This window comes from Urbifossiella limnaea (genome assembly GCF_007747215.1).
Classification (GTDB): Bacteria; Planctomycetota; Planctomycetia; order Gemmatales; family Gemmataceae; genus Urbifossiella; species Urbifossiella limnaea.
In genome coordinates this window covers 1417188-1432790 of record NZ_CP036273.1, presented here as the reverse complement: position 1 = coordinate 1432790, position 15603 = coordinate 1417188, and the positions used below count along the sequence as shown (strand labels likewise).

Genomic DNA, 15603 nt, shown 5'->3' with positions numbered 1-15603 from the left:
ACGGATTGAAGATGGTGGAACAGCAGGCTCCGGGGAAGGGGAGCCGGATGGGAACTCTGGGAAAACTGGGAAGAGCGATCCGGCCGCGCCGGCGGGTCTCAGCGAGGCCAGGTTTCCAGCCAGCGCGCCCACCAGCTCGGGTCCGCCTGCCGCGGCACGCGGACTTCCAGCGTCGAGTCGCCCGTCTCGTCCACAGCCGGCGCGGGAGTCGTCTCCGCCAGCGGCCGCGGCCGCACGATCCGCCGTGTCGGCGGCGGCGGCGTGATCGACGGCTCCGCCCCCGACTCGGTCGGCGGACCGGCGCCGTCCCCGGCGGTCGGCGGCGGGCGGAACAGCCGGGCCGGGAAGCGTGGCCCCGGGTCGGCCCACGGGGCCAGCGCCGCCGCCGCCGCCGCCGGCGTGGGGTAGCGGTCGACCGGCCGCCGCGCCATCAGCCTCGACACCACCACGGACAGCCCTTCGGGCACGTCCGGCCGCAGCGACGTCAGCCGCGGCGCGTCGGCGTCGGCCTTCAGCGCCAGCTTCCGCCCCAGGTCCGCCTCCGGGTACGGCGGGTGCCCGGCGAGCAGGAAGTATAGCGTCGCCCCGAGGCCGTACTGGTCCGCCGCCGGGCCGACCGCCGAACTGTCCTCGGCCTGCTCCGGGGCCAGGTAGTCGACGGTTCCCACCACCACGGCGGACTCGAGCCGGCGGGAGACCGGGTCGGTCTCGAACCGGGCCACGCCCAGGTCCAGTACCTTTACGCCACCCGTCCGCGTCACCAGCACGTTCGCCGGCTTGATGTCGCGGTGGACGAGCCCGACCGCCGCGGCCGGCGTCAGTGCCGCGGCGACGGCGACGCCGACGGCGGCCGCTTCCGGGGCCGCGAACGTGCCGTGGCGGGAGACGGCCGCCTGGAGGCTGACGCCGTCCACGAATTCCATCACCAGGTGCGGCGGGTCGTGGTCCGGTTCGGCGGCGAGGACGCGGACGACGTTGGGGTGGCGGATCGCGGCCCCGGCGCGGGCTTCCTGCCGCAGCCGGGCGCGGGCCACGGGGTCGTCGCGCAGCCCGGCGGCCAACACCTTCACGGCCACGAGCTCGCCGTCCGGGGCGGCGGCGAGGAAGACGCGGCCCATGCCGCCGCGGCCGAGCTCGTCCAGGACGCGGTACGGGCCGACCCACAGGTACGGCCGGCCGGCACCGATCTCGTGCGACTGGAACCGGGTGAGGAGCCCCTCCTCGACCATCAGGTCGAGGACGCCGGACGGCGACAAGCGGGCGTCGGCGGGGCCGCCGCCCAGGCCTGTTCGCGCGAACAGGTCGAGGAACCGCCGCAGGTCGTCGGGGTCCACCAGCCCGCTGCTGCGGACCAGGGCGACGGCGTCGTCGAGAGTGTCCGGCCGGCGCATCGCGGTGCGGCAGGTGAGCGGCCGCCGACGGCGGCCTGTGGGAAAAACCTAGTACAGGCTGGTACTCCGGCGGCCGCCGCGGGCGGATTCCCCGCGGTTCGCGCCGCGGCCGAATCCGGGAGCTCGTCGGCGGCCCGACCTGGGTTTTCGGCCGCCGGCGGTTGCACGGGGGGTGGGCTGTTCTACGGTTGTTCCGGGGACGGTTCGCCCGCCCCGCCCGCCGAGGGAGTTCCGATGCGCCTCCGTCCGATCAGCCTCCGCCGCCGCACCGCCAGCCCCGTCGTCCGGGCCGGGGTCGCCGCCGTCGAGATGGGCTGGACGTTCGCCGTCTTCATCGTCCCCCTGATGATCGGCATCTGGGAGGTCGGGCGGATGGTACAGGTCCAGCAGATCGTCAGCAACGCCGCCCGCGAGGGCGCCCGGCTGGCGGCCCAGGGCACCACCATCCGGTCGGACGGCACGATCATCCAGATCCGCACCAGCACCGGCAACCCGAACGTGCGCGACGTGGTGTACCAGTACCTGCTGGCGGCCGGGCTGAGCAACCTGCAGTTGTCGGACATCACGGTCACGTTCGCGTTCACCACCGGCGGCGGGACGGAGCCCTACGAGGGGATCAAGAACCAGCCGTTCGAGGTGACCGTGAGCGTGAACTGGGACAAGGTGCGGTGGGTGAACCTGGGGTTCATCCGGCCGCAACAGCTGACGTTCAAGGTGGCCTGGCGGATGCTCGTGGACGACCCGTTCAGCGTGAACGAGACCCTGCCGTCGTTCTGACAGGGGGCAGGGACCAGGAGACAGGAGTCAGTCCGAACTGGTGTGCCCTGCCTCCCGTCTCGTGCCTCCCGTCTCGTGTCTCCCGACTCCCGAGGCTCCCATGCGTCTCACGACCCGCCCGACCCGCCGCCGCGGCTCCACCCTGGTCGAGTCGGCGCTGGTGATCGGCGTGTTCCTCCTGGTGCTGTTCGGCATCTTCGAGTACTGCCGGTTCCTGATGGTGCTCCACGTCACCAACAACGCGGCCCGCGACGGCGCCCGGTACGCCGCGGTGAACGTGCACTGCCCGTCGGACCAGGTCGCGGCGAAGCAGGCGGCCATCGTGGCGTACACGAAGGCCCGCCTCGGCGGCATCGACAAGCACGTCCAGGGGTGCCAGATCGCCGTGTACTCGTGCGACTCGTCGGGGTTCGCCAGCAGCCCGCCGAAGGTGGTGCCCAAGTCCAACCCGTCCGGGTCGACGGTGGACCCGTTCAAGACGTACTCCGCCGGGAACCCGGTGGCCGACTGGAACGCGGCGACGTTCACCGACCGGATCGCGGTGACGGTGAAGGGGACGTACCGGCCGGTCATCCCGCTGAACATCGACATCGGCCGGCTGAAGCTCAGCATCATCCCCGACTACATCCCGGTCGAGGTCACCGCGGTGATGGGGAGCGAGGGGTAACCGTTTCGAGTTGAGCCGTTTCGAGTTTCGAGTTCTGACGATGCGGGAAGGCCCGGGGCAGTCCGATGGCCTTCTACCTGCTTCCGAACTCGAAACTCGACAGTTTAGACCATCAACGGGTCCCGCCCCACCCGCGCCCGCATGCGGTTCACCGCCGCCAGGACCGGGCGCCGCGCCACGAGCCACCAGGCGAAGCGGTCCTTGCCCGGCAGGTCGATCAGCATCACCCCCATCAGGACCGTCAGCACGCCCTGCCCCGGCACGCCGGGCAGCGACAACACCACGCCCAGCACGAGCAGTAAGTAGCCGAGCAGGTTGCGGCCGACGACCAGCAGCACGTGCGTGACCGGGTGGCGCTTCACGTACCCGGCGCGGGCCGCGGGGTTGACGAAGTAGTCGGCCGGCAGCCGGGCCAGCACCGCCCCCACGGCGAACACGCTGACCACCGCCGACGCCACGCTGACGACCGTGGCCGCGACCGCCACCTCCCACCCCGTCCAGCCGGCCGGCAGGAGCTCGTGCAACCACGCGGGCATTGGCAGTCCCTCTTCCTGGGCGGCATTCTACGCCGCATGAACGACGGGTGAGAAACCGCACCCCTGCGGCCCGCGGGGCGTAAGACAGAGGCGTCACTCCGACCGGAAGCCGACCGATGACGCAACTCGCGTTTCACTTCGACCACGTCCTCGGCACGTCGCTCGACCTGTGGCTCACGGCCGCCGACCCGGACCGCGCCGCGGCCGCGGTACTCGGCGAGGTCGATGCCGTCGGCCGCGTGTTCAGCCCCCGCAACGCCGACAGCGAGTTGGAGCAACTGAACCGGGGGCCGGTGCCGGGTTCCACCGCGCTTCGGGCCGTGCTCGACGGGTACGACCGCGTCGCCCCGCGGACCGGCGGCGCGCTCAACCCGCTCGTCGCGGCGCTGGGCCGGGTTTGGACGGACGCCGAAGCGACGGGCCGCGAACCGACCGCCGACGCGCTGGCCCGGCTGACCGCGGAGCTCCAGTGCCGGGGCTGGGTGGCGACGGCCGACGCCGTGACCCGCACCACGCCGCACCCGCTCGACCTGAACGCCGGCGCGAAGGGGTTCGCCCTCGACCGCGCGAAATGCGCCGCCCTCGCCGCCGGCGCCGCGGCCGGGCTCGTGAACCTCGGCGGCGACCTGATCGGCTGGGGCGGTGCGGCCCACGTCGTCGGCGTGCAGAACCCGTTCGCCCCGGCCGAGACCGCCCGCCCGCTCGGCGCCGTCCGGCTGCGGAACGCCTCCGTCGCCACCAGCGGCGGCTACCAGCGCGGCTACGCCGTCGGTGACGCCCGGCTGTCGCACCTCATCGACCCGCGCACCGGCCGTCCTGCCGACCGCGTCGCCTCCGCGACCGTGATCGCCGCCGACAGCCTGACGGCGAACCTACTGGCGACCGCACTGGCCGTGCTCGACCCGGCCGCCGGCCTGCGGCTCGTCGCCGAATTCCCCGGCGCCGCGGCCTTCATCGTGGACGCCGACGGCCGGCGGTTCCGCAGCCCCGGCTTCGCGCTCGAAGCCGTCGTGCGGGCGCGGCCGGGCTACCGCAAGGCCGTCGCCGCCGGCGCCCTCACGGCGGCGTTGTTCGGCGCCGGCGGCGCCCCGGACACGCCGCTCGGCCCGGCCGTCGCCGTCGCCCAGGACGCGAAGGGTGAGCCGTGGCCGGGCGGGTACGGCGTCACGGTCGCGCTGGAACTGCCGAAGATCGAGAACGCCCGCAAGTACCGCCGGCCCTACGTCGCCGTGTACGTCGAGGACGCCGGCGGGAAGGCGGTCAAGACCATCGGCGTGTGGGGCAACGAGGGCCGCTGGCTGAAGGACTTGAGCGACTGGTGGAAGATCGGCAAGCTCGACGGCGGGTTGGTGAAGACGGTGACCCGCGCCACCCGCGGCCCCGGCAAGTACGAGCTCGGCTGGGACGGCAAGGACGAGAAGGGCGTGCCGGTGCCGCGCGGCGAGTACACGGTCCGCGTCGAGGTCCACCGCGAGCACGGCAAGCACGTCCGGCAGGCCGGCAAGATCGCGCTGAGGGGCGAGCCGGCGACGCTGAAGCTGCCCGCCAACGAGGAGACCGGCGAGACGGTCGTGACGTACGGCCCGGGGAAGAAGTAACCGATGTCGCCCGCCTACCGCCGGCTGCTGAAGGTCGCCCGCGCCGCGCACCTGTACCTCACGCTGGCCGGGCTGGCGCTGATCCTGTTCTTCTCCGTCACCGGGTTCATGCTGAACCACGAGGCGTGGTTCCTCCCCGACGAGCCGACGACCCGCACGGCCGAGGGAACCGTTCCCGAGGCGACGAACCCGTCGGCCGACCGGCTGGACGTGAGCGAGGGCGTGCGCCGGGCGTTCGGCGCCCGCGGCGAGGTGAAGTCGTACCGGGCCGACGAGGAGACGGTGGAGGTGGAGTACCTCCGCCCCGGCGAGCGGACGCTGGCCGAGGTCCGCCGCAGCGACGGCCGCGCGACGGTGACGGTGGAGTCGCGCGGCTGGGCGGCGGTGGCGGTGGACCTGCACAAGGGGAAGTACAGCGGCCGGCCGTGGATGCTGCTGATCGACGTGGTGTGCGTGCTGATGCTGGTGATCTCGGCGACGGGCCTGGTGCTGTGGTGGTCGCTGAAGTCGCGCGGGAAGTGGGGCGCGCTGCTGCTGCTGCTCGGCGGCGCGGCGGGGGTCGCGGTGTACGCGTGGCTGGTGCCGTGAGCAGCGTCAGAGGGCGTCGGCCGTGAGCCGGTCCTGGGCGGCGTGGCGGATGTGGTGGATGTTCACGGTGTTGCCGTCGATGGTGAACAGGATGCGGAACACGTGCGGCCGGCGGCCGTGCAAGAGTTGCCGCAGGGCGAGCCCCAGGTCAGACGCCTCGTCGGCCTCCGGGCAGCGATCGGGGTTCGTCGCCAACCCGGCGAGCGCGGCCACAATCCCGTCGTTCCAGCGGTCCGCCGAACGAGACGAGTAGTTCCGGCGCAGCCAGTTCGCGTTGCGAAGAACGGCCGACTCGGCCGGCGGGTGAACCACGACGGTGTGGGTCACGACCCCTCCGGTCGCTCGGACGGCGTACCGAACTCGCGCTTCAACTCGGCGGCGAACTCGGCCAACGGCTTCCCCTTCGCTCCGGCCCGCACGTCGGCGACCGACTGGCGCAGACTCGCCAAGAACTCCTCGCGCGTCTCCGTCTCGGGCGGCGCCGGGACGCGGGCCAGCTCGTCCCACAAGTCGGCATCGTCCGCCGACTCGACTCGGACCCGCGTTCCCTCCGGAAACGGCGGCGGGTTGTCGAACACGATCGTTCCGTTCACCACGGTCCCTTCGCACGTCATCGCTCGCACTCCCAGCTAAATGAATCCTACGCGAACACCTCGGCGATCGGCTTGCCGCGGGCGATCGGCAGCGGGCGGTTCAGCTTGTCGCGCACCTCCGCCTCCGGGTCCAGACCCAGCGCCGCGAACATCGTCGCCGCCAGGTCTTCCGGCCGCGCCTGGCCGAGCGTCGGGTACGCCCCCAGTCGGTCGCTGGCGCCGTATACGAAGCCGCGCTTCGCCCCGCCGCCGGCGATCAGCGCCGAGTAGCACTGCGGCCAGTGGTCGCGGCCGCCGTTCGAGCTGATCCGCGGGGTCCGCCCGAACTCGCCCACCCACACCACCATCACGTCGTTCAGCATCCCGCGCTCCTCCAGGTCCGTCAGCAGCGCCGGCAGCGTCTGGTCGGCAATCGGGAGGAGTTCGTTCAGCCGGCCAACGGTGTCCTCGCCGCGGAAGCCGTGGTAGTCCCACCCCTGGCCGAACCCGCCGATCGAGCGGGCGTAGTACACGTTCACGAACTTCGCCCCCGCCTCGACCGCCCGCCGCGCCAGCAGGCAACTCTGGCCGTAGGTCGTGCGGCCGTACCGGTCGCGGACGGCCTGCGGCTCCTTCGAGAGGTCGAACGCCTGCTTGAAGCGGGGGGAGGTGAGCATCGCCACGGCCTTCTGGTACGTCTCGTCCAGGCCGCGGGCCACGAGCGACGTTTCGAGCAGATCCGACTGCTCGTCGATGAGGCGGAGAATGTCGCGGCGGTTCTCCAGCCGCTCGACGGGGAGCGTGTCCGGCAGCGTGAGTTCCGGCAGGCGGAAGTCGGCGCGGTTGGGGTCCTGGTTCACGAACAGCGGGTTGTGGGCCTTGCCGAGGAAGCTGGCGTGCTGGCCCGGCGTGACGGAGCCGTCGGCGATGACGTGCGGGAAGGACACGAACGTGGCCACGCCGCGCGGCGCCGGGGCGAGGCGGTCCACGATGCTGCCGTAGGCGGGGAACAGTTCCAGCGTGTCGCGGAGGCGCTGGTCGTCGGTCGGCGGGGCGACGCCGGTGAGCGAGTAGTAGCCGGCCGAGTTGTGGTTCTTCATGCCGTGCTGGAGGCAGCGCACGACGGTGAACTTGTCCGCGAGCGCGGCGATGCGCGGGATGCGCTCGCCGAAGATGACGCCGGGGAGGCGCGTCTGCGTGGCGCCGAACCAGCCGCGGACGTTGTCGGGGGCCGTCGGCTTGGGGTCGAACGTCTCGTGCTGCCCGGGGCCGCCCCACTGGTGAAGGAAGATGACCGCCTTCGCCGTGGCACGCCGGGCGGCCGACGGCGACGCGGCGGCCTCGTGCAACTGCGGGTAGCCGAGGCCGAGCAGGCCGGCGCCGCCGACGCGGAGGACGGCCCGGCGGCTGGGGTGCGTGGTCACGAGCGGCCTCCACGACGGGTGTGCAGTATTCTCCCCCATTTCCGCCGCCGGGGGTAGGGGCCGGGCCGCGATTCCGCCGGGAGCGGCGCGCGTTTCGCCTTTAAACTCCCCGGCGGCGGCGGTATCTCCCGGTGGGGGGATTCCCGCACCAATCCGGCCGGGGCTTCCTCGAATAACGTAGAGGGGCGGCCGGGGCGAACCCGCCGCCCGGAATCCGGGTCCGTGCGACACCCTGTCGGGCGGAACCCGACCTAGAATGACAATACGGGGGCCGTGACACGTCCCCATCGAACCGGGAGCCCACATGAGCAACACCCCGAACCGCGCCGGCAACTCGGCGGGGAAGCCCCGCCGGACCCGGGACGAGGCCACCCTCGACCTGCCGACCGCCCGCCTCATGCTGCCCCTGGTGCGGAGCATCGTGACGGACATCGTGAGCTCTCGCACCGCCCTCTCCCGCCTCGTCCCCGAGCAGGAGCGCCTCGACCGCCACCGCCGCGACCTCGTGTGGCAGGAGCGGCAGCGGCGGTACCAACTGTCGGAAGAGATCCGCACGGCCGAGACGGCCCTGACGAACGCCTCGGCCGAGTTGTCCGCCCTGGGCGTCGGGCTGGTGGACGCCGACGCCGGGGAGGTGGACTTCCCGACCCGCATCAACGGCCGGCCGGCCGCGTTCAGCTGGAAGCACGGCGAGGACGGCCTGGCCCACTGGCACTACGCCGGCGAGCAGCAGCGGCGGCCGGTGCAGGCCGACGGTGACGCGCCCGCGGCGACGCCCGTTCGGTTCCGCAGCAGCCCGTGACCGCGGCGCGAACCCGACACAATAACGGCCGGCACCCTCGACCGCGAGGGCGCCGGCCGTGAGTTTTTCCGGGAAGTTTTTGCCGCGGCCCGGCGGTGACGGGGATGCTGTGCGGGTGCGCGAGCGCGGGTGGGTTTTCCCGCTTTTTTCGCCCCGCCGGTTTGCGTGCGACCGCTTCGTGGGCTACGAATTGGGTGTCCGCGGGGGTACGAGCGAAACGCAGTCCTCCCGGCGGCACCGGCCCGCAGTTTTTGTGCGGTCCGGCCTCACCGGCGGTCCGGCAGCCCCGGCCCGCCGAGCGTCGGCTTTTTCCGTTCCGAGGGGGGAACGGTTAAGGCAGCCAGGCTTACCGAAGGGATGGACGGGACCCGTACGTTCGACTGGCACCCGGGGGGTGGGAACACCCCCCGGTTTTTTTTGCGCGCCGGTCACTTCTTCTTCAGAATCATTTCCAGGTGCGCGTTCCCGACGTCCCACATGTAGTGCCCGATCTTGTACCGCTCGACCGCGGCCTCCAGGTGCTCCTTCGTCTTGGCGGCGTTCCCCTCGCTCTCGAAGTACAGCGCGACGTACAGGTTCGCGTAGAACCGCGCCTCCTTCTGGTCCTCGGCGTCGAGCTTCGCCGCCTCGGCCGCGCCGAGCACCTCGGCGGGGCTCACCTTGCCGGCGAACAGCTGCAGCACCTCCTTCATCGGCACCCGGGTGTCCTTCGTGACCGGGATCAGGTCGGCCCGCGCCTGCTTCGGGCTGCTCGCCTTGGCGTTGCACAGGTAGTGCCACACCGAGTTCTCCACGTCCTCGGGGTTGACGGAGCGGTGGTGCTCGAACTGCTTGCGGCCGTCGTCGAACCGGCCGACGTAGTAGAGGGCGATGCCGCGCCGCCAGTGGTCGGCGGAGTCCTTCGGGCTCGCCGCGAGGTACACGTCGAAGTCGGCGACGGCCTCCTTGAACAGGCCGAGCTTGAGGTACGAGTCGCCCCGGCGGTCGTGGGCCTCGGCCAGCTTCGGGTTGCGCTCGAGGGCCGTGGTGTACGCCTTCACGGCGGCGAGGTTGTCGCGGAGCTGGCCGTAGGCGGTGCCGGCGACGAAGGGGGCGTGGAAGCTCTTGGGGTCGGCGGCGGCGGCCTTCTCGGCGAGCGCGGCGGCCTCCTTGAACTGCCCGGCCTTGTACACCGCGCGGGCCTGCTCGAGCAGCGCCGGCGCGTCCTGCCCGGCGGCGGTGAGGGTGACGCCGAGGCTGACGAGCGCGGCGAGAACGGGTCCGCGGGCGGGCATGTCCGAATCCTCCGGTGGGTGGGCCGAATCCTACCCGCCCGGCGGGGGAGCGGCAACGCCGGCCGCCGGGCGCATACAATCCCGAAGTCCCCACCCTCCCCGGCGCCCCGCCATGCGGACCTGGCTGTCGAACGTGTTCCGCGCCGCCGCCACGCTCGGCGCCGGGATGCACGTCACCCTGCGGACGTTCGTGCAGAGCTACCGCCGGCGGGCGTTCACGGAACACTTCGAGTACCCCGAGCGGCCGGTGCCGGTGCGGCCGCGGTACCGCGGGTTCCACCGGTACGACCTGACCACCTGCATCGGGTGCGACAAGTGCGCCCGCGCCTGCCCGGTGGACTGCATCTACATCGGCAAGGAGAAGGCCGCCCCGCCGCTGAAGGGGTTCGTCGTCACCGGGTTCGCCATCGACTACACGAAGTGCATGTTCTGCGCCCTGTGCGTGGACCCGTGCCCGGTGGACTGCATCTTCATGGGCTCGAACCACGACATCAGCACCTACACCCGCGACGGCTGCGTCGTGGACTACGCCAAGCTGCCGCTGGAGGTGGCGTGGGGCCAGGCGACGCTGAACCCGACCGCCGTGCACGAGTCGAAGCGCGTGGCGCTGCCGGTGTGGACGAAAGCCGGCGAACCGAGCAAGACCTGAGATTGGCCGCAAAAAGGCACAAAAGACACAAAAAAGAACGCCGGAATTTGAATTTTATTTTTGTGTCTTTTGTGCCTTTTTGCGGCCAATCGTCCTCGATTTGCTGAGCGCCTCATGACCGACCTCGTGCTGCTCGTCGTGATCTTCGTCACCGCCGGGGCGGCGCTGCTGCTCGGGCCGCTGGTGATGGGCCGGCTCGTGCGCCCCGACCGGCCGAGCCCGGAGAAGGCCGAGGTGTACGAGTGCGGCGAGCCGGCCGTCGGCTCGGCGTGGGTGCAGTTCGACTTGCGGTTCTACGTCGTGGCGCTGCTGTTCGTCATCTTCGACGTGGAACTGGCGTTCTTCTTCCCGTGGGCCGTCGTGTTCGGCACCGCCAGCCGCGCCGCCGACCCGACGCTCGCCGCGGATCAGCGCGTCGCCGCGGTGGCGCAGCTCGACCCGTCGGCGGTCGCGGCCCCGGACCCGGCGGTGATGCACAGCCTGGCGTGGCTGGCGTTCGCGGACATCCTGGTGTTCTTCGGCGTGCTGCTGGTCGGGTTCGCGTACCTGTGGCGCCGCGGCGACCTGGAGTGGGTCCGTAGCACCGCTGGACAGCAAGCGGTAGAATGACTTCGGCCCCGTGAGGTTCTCGCGATGTCAGTCACCATTCCCGACCCGACAAGCGCCGCGATTCTCGCCCGGACGACCGGAGTCGAAGTCGAGCTCCGCGACGCGGACGGGCAACTGCTCGGTCGGTTCACCCCGGCCCCAAGGCCCGGGATGATGTTTCCGGAACTCGGGGTGACCGACGAAGAGATGGACCGGCGGCTGAACGACCCGAATGCCAAGTGGGTCACGGGAGAAGAGGTGATGGCCCGCCTCCGCGCGCTGCGGGAGGCGTAATGTTCGAGTACGAGTGGCTCGAACCGATCCTCGACAAGCTCACACGTATCTACGTCTCGCTCGACGTGCCGTCGCGCGACCGGATGGCCGGCGCGGTCGAGGGGTTCAACGCCCGGCTAGCCTCCGAGCCGCTCGACGTCGGCGAGTCACGGGTCGGAGGGTATCGGGTCGCGTTCGTGTCGGTGCTGATGATTACGTTCCACGTCAACCTCACGACCCGTCGGGTCCGGGTCACCGACGTGATTCGGTTCGGCCGCTGACCTCCCGGGAGCCGTGATGGGCCTTTTCGAGAACCGGTTCGAGGACGGGTTCGTGGTCACCAGCCTGGAGCAGGCGGTGAACTGGGCGCGCGAGTCGTCGCTGTGGCCGATGACGTTCGGCCTCGCCTGCTGCGCCATCGAGATGATGGCCACCGGCGCCCCCCGCTACGACATCGACCGGTTCGGCGCCGGCGCCTTCCGCGCCAGCCCGCGCCAGGCCGACCTCATGATCGTCGCCGGCACCGTCAACCTGAAGATGGCCGACCGCGTGCGGCGGCTCTACAACCAGATGCCCGACCCGAAGTTCGTCATCGCCATGGGCGCCTGCACCTGCGGCGGCGGGCCGTACTACAAGTACGGCTACAACGTCGCCAAGGGCGTCGACCTGGTCGTTCCGGTGGACGTGTACGTCCCCGGCTGCCCGCCCCGGCCGGAGGCGCTGCTCGAAGGCCTGATGCGCATCCAGGACAAGGTGCGGCGGATGAAAGATTATCACAAGGGTCAACCGGTCGAGGTGCCGGTCCCGGCGCGGACCGGGGCGGTGATGCTGCCCGACGAGCTGGCGACGCCGGAGCTGGCGACGGCGTTCGCGGCGGAGAACAAGGAACGGGCGAAGCCGGCGAAATAGGCAGTCTCCGGGAGTCGGTGGGAGTCTCCGGGAGTGGAGGAGTTCAGACCCGTCGAGGCTTTACTCCTCCACTCCCGGAGACTCCCACCGACTCCCGGAGACTCCCACTCGGGGGCAGAGCGCACTCACGGCGCACTCCTCACACCGCGGCTTCCGCGCGTGACACACCGCCCGGCCGTGCAGGATCAGCTGGTGGCTCGCCAGCGTCCACCGCTCCCGCGGCCACAGCTTCATCAGCACCCGCTCCACCTTCACCGGGTCGGTGTGCCGCGTCCACCCGAGCCGCCGCGACAGCCGGCCGACGTGCGTGTCCACGGTGATGCCGGGCGTGTCGAAGGCGTTTCCGAGTACCACGTTCGCCGTCTTCCGGCCGACCCCCGGCAACTCCACCAGTTCCTCCAGCGTGCCCGGCACCTCGCCGCCGTGCCGGTCCACGATCAGCCGGCAGCACGCCCGGATGTTCTTCGCTTTGCTGCGGAAGAAGCCGGTCGTCTTGACGTACTCCTCCAACTCCGCCGGCTCGGCGTCGGCGTAGTCGGCGGCGGTGTGGTAGCGGGCGAACAGTGCCGGCGTGACGAGGTTCACCCGCTTGTCGGTACACTGCGCCGACAGGATGGTGGCGACCAGGAGTTGCAGCGGGTTCTGGTGGTCGAGAGCGGTTTCGGGCGCGGGGTAGAGCGCGTCGAGGAGCGCGAGCACGGCCGCGACGCGCTCGGCGCGGGGGGGCAGCTTGGGGTCGGTCATGCCGGTATGGTAGCGGGCCGGCGGGTACGGACGGCGACCGGCCGCGGCGCTGGAAGGACGGTCGGGCCGCGCCCGAACGCGGTCAGCCACTCGGCCAGTGTGGCGACGGCGTCGGGGTCAGTGTCGGCGTGCGGGAGGAGCGTCCGGGGCGCAAGGCAGACGCCGACCGTGCGACGGTTGCGGGCGAAGCCCACCCGTTGCGCCGGGTAGGCGTGTGGGCTCACGACGGCGACCACGCACCGCCGCCCGACCGCCGGCAGCTCCCCGTCGGTGAACACCAGGTCGGCCCGGCCGAAGCCGTCGGCCGTCACCCGCGCGCGGGCCTGCTCGGCCTCCAACGGCGTCACGAACCCGCGGGCCAGCGCCGCCGCGATCGCCGTGTCCACTGCGCTCCGGTCGGGCGCCACCACACGCCCGCCGCGCAGTGCCGCCTCCGCCGCGAACCGCGCCGCCTCGGCGACGCCGGTCAGCAACCCGACCACGGCCGGTAGCGGCGGCAGCGGGTTGAGCATCGGCCGCGGCACCGCCGGCACCACGACCACCGGTTCCGCCGCCGCGAAGACACGCCGCTCGTCCGCCAGCCCCGTCTGTTCCACGCGCCGCCGTGGGCGCCACCCGCGGCGCTCGAGCGTGTCCAGAAACGTCCGCAACTCGATCTTCCCGCGCCGCTCGCAGAAGGCGTGATCGACCAGCCCCAGCCGCACCGCCTCGCGGCCGGACAGCGTTCGGCCCGTCGTCAGCAACTCGTCCGCGGCGCGGCGGCCGACGAGCCGCCGCACCCGGGCCGCGCCGCCGAGGCACGTGGGGCCACGGAACCCGAGGTGCGTGGTGACGCGCGACAGCACGAGGCGGTGGTCGCACGCCAACGCCAGTTCGAGGCCGGCGCCGAGGACGGGGCCGTCGAGAAAGGCCACGGTGGTCTGCGGCAGGCTCGCCACGCGCTCGGCGACGCGCTGGCCGAAGGCGGCGAACGCGGCCCGGTCGGTCGGGTGCGCCAGGCCGAGGTTCGCGCCGAGCCCGGCGCAGAAGCCGGCGGCGCGGGCCGAGCGGAGGACCACGATGTCGGTGCGCGGGTTCGCGGCGACGCCGGCGAGGGCGGCGTCGAGGTCGGCGAGGCGGGCGCGGTCGAGGGCGTTGACCGGCTCGCCGGGGAAGTCCAGCCAGACGGTGGCGGTGCCGTACTCGGTCGTAACCCGGACGTGCCCCATGCCCCCTCCGTGGTGCGCGTCGGGCAATCGTCCCGCATCCGGCCCCGCGGGTCAACCCGGATCGGCCGACCCTACAATGCCCGCACCCCCGGCCCCGGTCTTGAAATGTTCTGGCGCCTGTTCGCCACCTACCTGCTGCTCGTCCTCACCGCCGTCGGGCTGGTCGGCGTCCTCATCTTCCGCCGGCACGGCACCCTCCTCTTCGAGATGGCCGACGACGTGGCCGTCACCGGCGCCCTCGTCGTGCTCCTCGCCGCGGTGCCGGCGTGGGTCATGGCCCGGCGGTTCGCCCGGCCGCTCGGCGAACTCACGGCCGGCGCCCGCCGGCTGGCCGAGGGCGACCTCGGCCACGTCATCCGCGTGTCCGGCGGCCGCGAGCACGCCGGCGTGGCCGCCGCCCTCAACACCATGAGCGGCCGCGTCGCCGACACGTTCGACCAGCTCGCCCACGACCGCGAGCAGCTCCGCGCCATCCTGTCCGGCATGGTCGAGGGCGTCGTCGCCATCGACCCCGACCAGCGCGTCGGGTTCGCGAACGAGCGGGCCGGCGTGTTACTCGAGTTCGACCCCGCCGCCGCGGTCGGCCGCCGGCTGTGGGAGGTGGTGCGGCAGCGCGGCTTTCAGGAGATCGTGGACCAGGGGTTGGCCGCGGCCGACGAGCACCGGGCCGAGCTCGACTGGAAGGGGCCGGTCGGCCGCAGCCTCACCGTGTACGTGTCGCGCCTCCCCGCCCCGGCCGCGGCCGGGGCCGTCGTCGTCGTCCACGACACCACCGAGCTGCGCCGCCTCGAGCGCCTCCGGCAGGAGTTCGTGGCCAACGTGTCGCACGAACTCAAGACGCCACTGGCCGTCATCGGCTCGACCGTCGAGGCGCTGCAGGACGGCGCCGCCGACGACGCCGAGACGCGCGACGTGTTCCTGGCCCGCGTCGCCGACGAGGCGGCCCGGCTGATGGCGCTCATCACCGACCTGCTGAGCCTGGCGCGGATCGAGTCGGCGGGGCAGGTGCTGGCGGCGGTGCCGGTGCGGCTCGACCGGGCCATCGCCGAGTGCCTGGAGCGACTGTCGGCGCGGGCGGAGGAGAAGTCGCTGACGCTGGTGGAGAAGCCGCCGGCCGACGGCCCGGCCGGGGTGGAGGCGCTGGCCGACGCCGGGGCGCTGCGGCAGGTGCTGGACAACCTGGTGGACAACGCCATCAAGTACACGCCGGACGGCGGGCGGATCACGGTGCGGTGGTCGGCGGCGGGCGGGCAGGCGTGGTTCGAGGTGGAGGACACGGGCATCGGCATCGGCCCGGCGGACCTGCCGCGGGTGTTCGAGCGGTTCTACCGGGCGGACAAGGCCCGCAGCCGCGACGCCGGCGGCACCGGGCTGGGGCTGGCGATCGTGAAGCACCTGGTGCAGGCGATGCGCGGCACGGTGCGGGCGGCGAGCCGGCCGGGGAAAGGGACCACGTTCCGCGTGGCGCTGCCGCGGCCGGGGTGAAACGCTTCTCCCGCCGCACCCCCCACAGGTAAACGGGGTGGCCACCCCTTGCGCTGTTCGTGCCCTCGTAGTCGTGGCCCTTCTTGCTCCCGACGATCAGGTAGGGGGTTTCGCCGCC

At 72.2% G+C, this 15603-nt stretch carries 19 protein-coding genes; 11 read left to right on the top strand and 8 right to left on the bottom strand.

Features of this window, described 5'->3' with window-relative positions:
- Nucleotides 1-98: 98 nt before the first annotated feature.
- Entirely contained in the window at nucleotides 99-1391 is a 1293-nt protein-coding gene (locus tag ETAA1_RS05750; protein ID WP_145235134.1) for a serine/threonine-protein kinase, read from the bottom strand.
- A gap of 234 nt (nucleotides 1392-1625) precedes the next feature.
- Between ETAA1_RS05750 and ETAA1_RS05745 the strand changes: the two genes are divergently transcribed.
- Together ETAA1_RS05745 and ETAA1_RS05740 are read left to right on the top strand one after the other, a co-directional pair.
- Entirely contained in the window at nucleotides 1626-2168 is a 543-nt protein-coding gene (locus ETAA1_RS05745) for a TadE/TadG family type IV pilus assembly protein (protein WP_145235132.1), read from the top strand.
- A gap of 100 nt (nucleotides 2169-2268) precedes the next feature.
- Nucleotides 2269-2835 carry a TadE family protein gene (locus ETAA1_RS05740; protein ID WP_145235130.1) on the top strand — a complete coding sequence of 189 codons (567 nt, stop codon included), beginning with the start codon at nucleotides 2269-2271 and terminating at the stop codon, nucleotides 2833-2835.
- A gap of 104 nt (nucleotides 2836-2939) precedes the next feature.
- On the opposite strand, the gene ETAA1_RS05735 is transcribed toward ETAA1_RS05740, so the two are convergent.
- A complete protein-coding gene (locus ETAA1_RS05735) occupies nucleotides 2940-3371 on the bottom strand; it encodes a hypothetical protein (protein ID WP_145235129.1) in 432 nt (143 codons plus the stop codon).
- Nucleotides 3372-3487: 116 nt separating this feature from the next.
- Between ETAA1_RS05735 and ETAA1_RS05730 the strand changes: the two genes are divergently transcribed.
- Together ETAA1_RS05730 and ETAA1_RS05725 are read left to right on the top strand one after the other, a co-directional pair.
- On the top strand, nucleotides 3488-4969 hold the full coding sequence (locus ETAA1_RS05730) for a DUF2271 domain-containing protein (RefSeq protein WP_145235127.1): 1482 nt from the start codon (nucleotides 3488-3490) through the stop codon (nucleotides 4967-4969).
- A 3-nt stretch (nucleotides 4970-4972) separates the two neighbouring features.
- Nucleotides 4973-5557 (top strand): PepSY-associated TM helix domain-containing protein, encoded by a 585-nt coding sequence (locus ETAA1_RS05725; RefSeq protein ID WP_145235125.1) that lies wholly within the window; start codon nucleotides 4973-4975, stop codon nucleotides 5555-5557.
- Nucleotides 5558-5563: 6 nt separating this feature from the next.
- Here ETAA1_RS05725 and ETAA1_RS31520 read toward each other — a convergent pair whose 3' ends face one another.
- From ETAA1_RS31520 to ETAA1_RS05715, 3 genes are read right to left on the bottom strand one after another with little or no spacing between them, the layout of a single operon-like run.
- Nucleotides 5564-5884, bottom strand: coding sequence for a type II toxin-antitoxin system RelE/ParE family toxin (locus ETAA1_RS31520; RefSeq protein ID WP_202920688.1), 321 nt, complete (start codon nucleotides 5882-5884; stop codon nucleotides 5564-5566).
- On the bottom strand, nucleotides 5881-6171 hold the full coding sequence (locus ETAA1_RS31515; protein ID WP_202920687.1) for a hypothetical protein: 291 nt from the start codon (nucleotides 6169-6171) through the stop codon (nucleotides 5881-5883). The genes ETAA1_RS31520 and ETAA1_RS31515 overlap by 4 nt, the downstream gene beginning before the upstream one ends.
- A gap of 26 nt (nucleotides 6172-6197) precedes the next feature.
- Nucleotides 6198-7553: a DUF1501 domain-containing protein gene (locus ETAA1_RS05715; protein WP_238389379.1), complete on the bottom strand. Its 1356-nt coding sequence runs from the start codon at nucleotides 7551-7553 to the stop codon at nucleotides 6198-6200.
- Between the two features lie 304 nt (nucleotides 7554-7857).
- Here ETAA1_RS05715 and ETAA1_RS05710 point away from each other — a divergent pair, with 304 nt between their 5' ends.
- Nucleotides 7858-8355 carry a DUF2203 domain-containing protein gene (locus ETAA1_RS05710; protein ID WP_145235119.1) on the top strand — a complete coding sequence of 166 codons (498 nt, stop codon included), beginning with the start codon at nucleotides 7858-7860 and terminating at the stop codon, nucleotides 8353-8355.
- Nucleotides 8356-8783: 428 nt separating this feature from the next.
- Here ETAA1_RS05710 and ETAA1_RS05705 read toward each other — a convergent pair whose 3' ends face one another.
- The gene (locus ETAA1_RS05705; RefSeq protein ID WP_145235117.1) at nucleotides 8784-9629 is read right to left on the bottom strand and encodes a tetratricopeptide repeat protein; all 846 of its coding nucleotides are present in this window, start codon (nucleotides 9627-9629) and stop codon (nucleotides 8784-8786) included.
- Between the two features lie 112 nt (nucleotides 9630-9741).
- Here ETAA1_RS05705 and ETAA1_RS05700 point away from each other — a divergent pair, with 112 nt between their 5' ends.
- From ETAA1_RS05700 to ETAA1_RS05680, 5 genes are all read left to right on the top strand, one after another.
- Nucleotides 9742-10278 (top strand): 4Fe-4S binding protein, encoded by a 537-nt coding sequence (locus tag ETAA1_RS05700; RefSeq protein WP_145235115.1) that lies wholly within the window; start codon nucleotides 9742-9744, stop codon nucleotides 10276-10278.
- 114 nt (nucleotides 10279-10392) lie between these two features.
- The gene (locus ETAA1_RS05695; RefSeq protein WP_145235113.1) at nucleotides 10393-10887 is read left to right on the top strand and encodes an NADH-quinone oxidoreductase subunit A; all 495 of its coding nucleotides are present in this window, start codon (nucleotides 10393-10395) and stop codon (nucleotides 10885-10887) included.
- Nucleotides 10888-10911: 24 nt separating this feature from the next.
- Nucleotides 10912-11160 carry a hypothetical protein gene (locus ETAA1_RS05690; RefSeq protein WP_145235111.1) on the top strand — a complete coding sequence of 83 codons (249 nt, stop codon included), beginning with the start codon at nucleotides 10912-10914 and terminating at the stop codon, nucleotides 11158-11160.
- The gene (locus ETAA1_RS05685; protein WP_145235109.1) at nucleotides 11160-11420 is read left to right on the top strand and encodes a hypothetical protein; all 261 of its coding nucleotides are present in this window, start codon (nucleotides 11160-11162) and stop codon (nucleotides 11418-11420) included. Before ETAA1_RS05690 ends, ETAA1_RS05685 begins: the two co-directional genes overlap by 1 nt.
- 16 nt (nucleotides 11421-11436) lie before the next feature.
- Nucleotides 11437-12048 carry an NADH-quinone oxidoreductase subunit B gene (locus ETAA1_RS05680; RefSeq protein WP_145235107.1) on the top strand — a complete coding sequence of 204 codons (612 nt, stop codon included), beginning with the start codon at nucleotides 11437-11439 and terminating at the stop codon, nucleotides 12046-12048.
- Between the two features lie 60 nt (nucleotides 12049-12108).
- Here ETAA1_RS05680 and nth read toward each other — a convergent pair whose 3' ends face one another.
- Both nth and ETAA1_RS05670 read right to left on the bottom strand, forming a co-directional pair.
- On the bottom strand, nucleotides 12109-12792 hold the full coding sequence (gene nth, locus ETAA1_RS05675; RefSeq protein ID WP_145235105.1) for an endonuclease III: 684 nt from the start codon (nucleotides 12790-12792) through the stop codon (nucleotides 12109-12111).
- A complete protein-coding gene (locus ETAA1_RS05670; protein ID WP_145235102.1) occupies nucleotides 12789-14000 on the bottom strand; it encodes an enoyl-CoA hydratase/isomerase family protein in 1212 nt (403 codons plus the stop codon). Before ETAA1_RS05670 ends, nth begins: the two co-directional genes overlap by 4 nt.
- Before the next feature lie 105 nt (nucleotides 14001-14105).
- Here ETAA1_RS05670 and ETAA1_RS33350 point away from each other — a divergent pair, with 105 nt between their 5' ends.
- Nucleotides 14106-15485 carry a sensor histidine kinase gene (locus ETAA1_RS33350; RefSeq protein WP_145235100.1) on the top strand — a complete coding sequence of 460 codons (1380 nt, stop codon included), beginning with the start codon at nucleotides 14106-14108 and terminating at the stop codon, nucleotides 15483-15485.
- Nucleotides 15486-15603 lie beyond the last annotated feature (118 nt).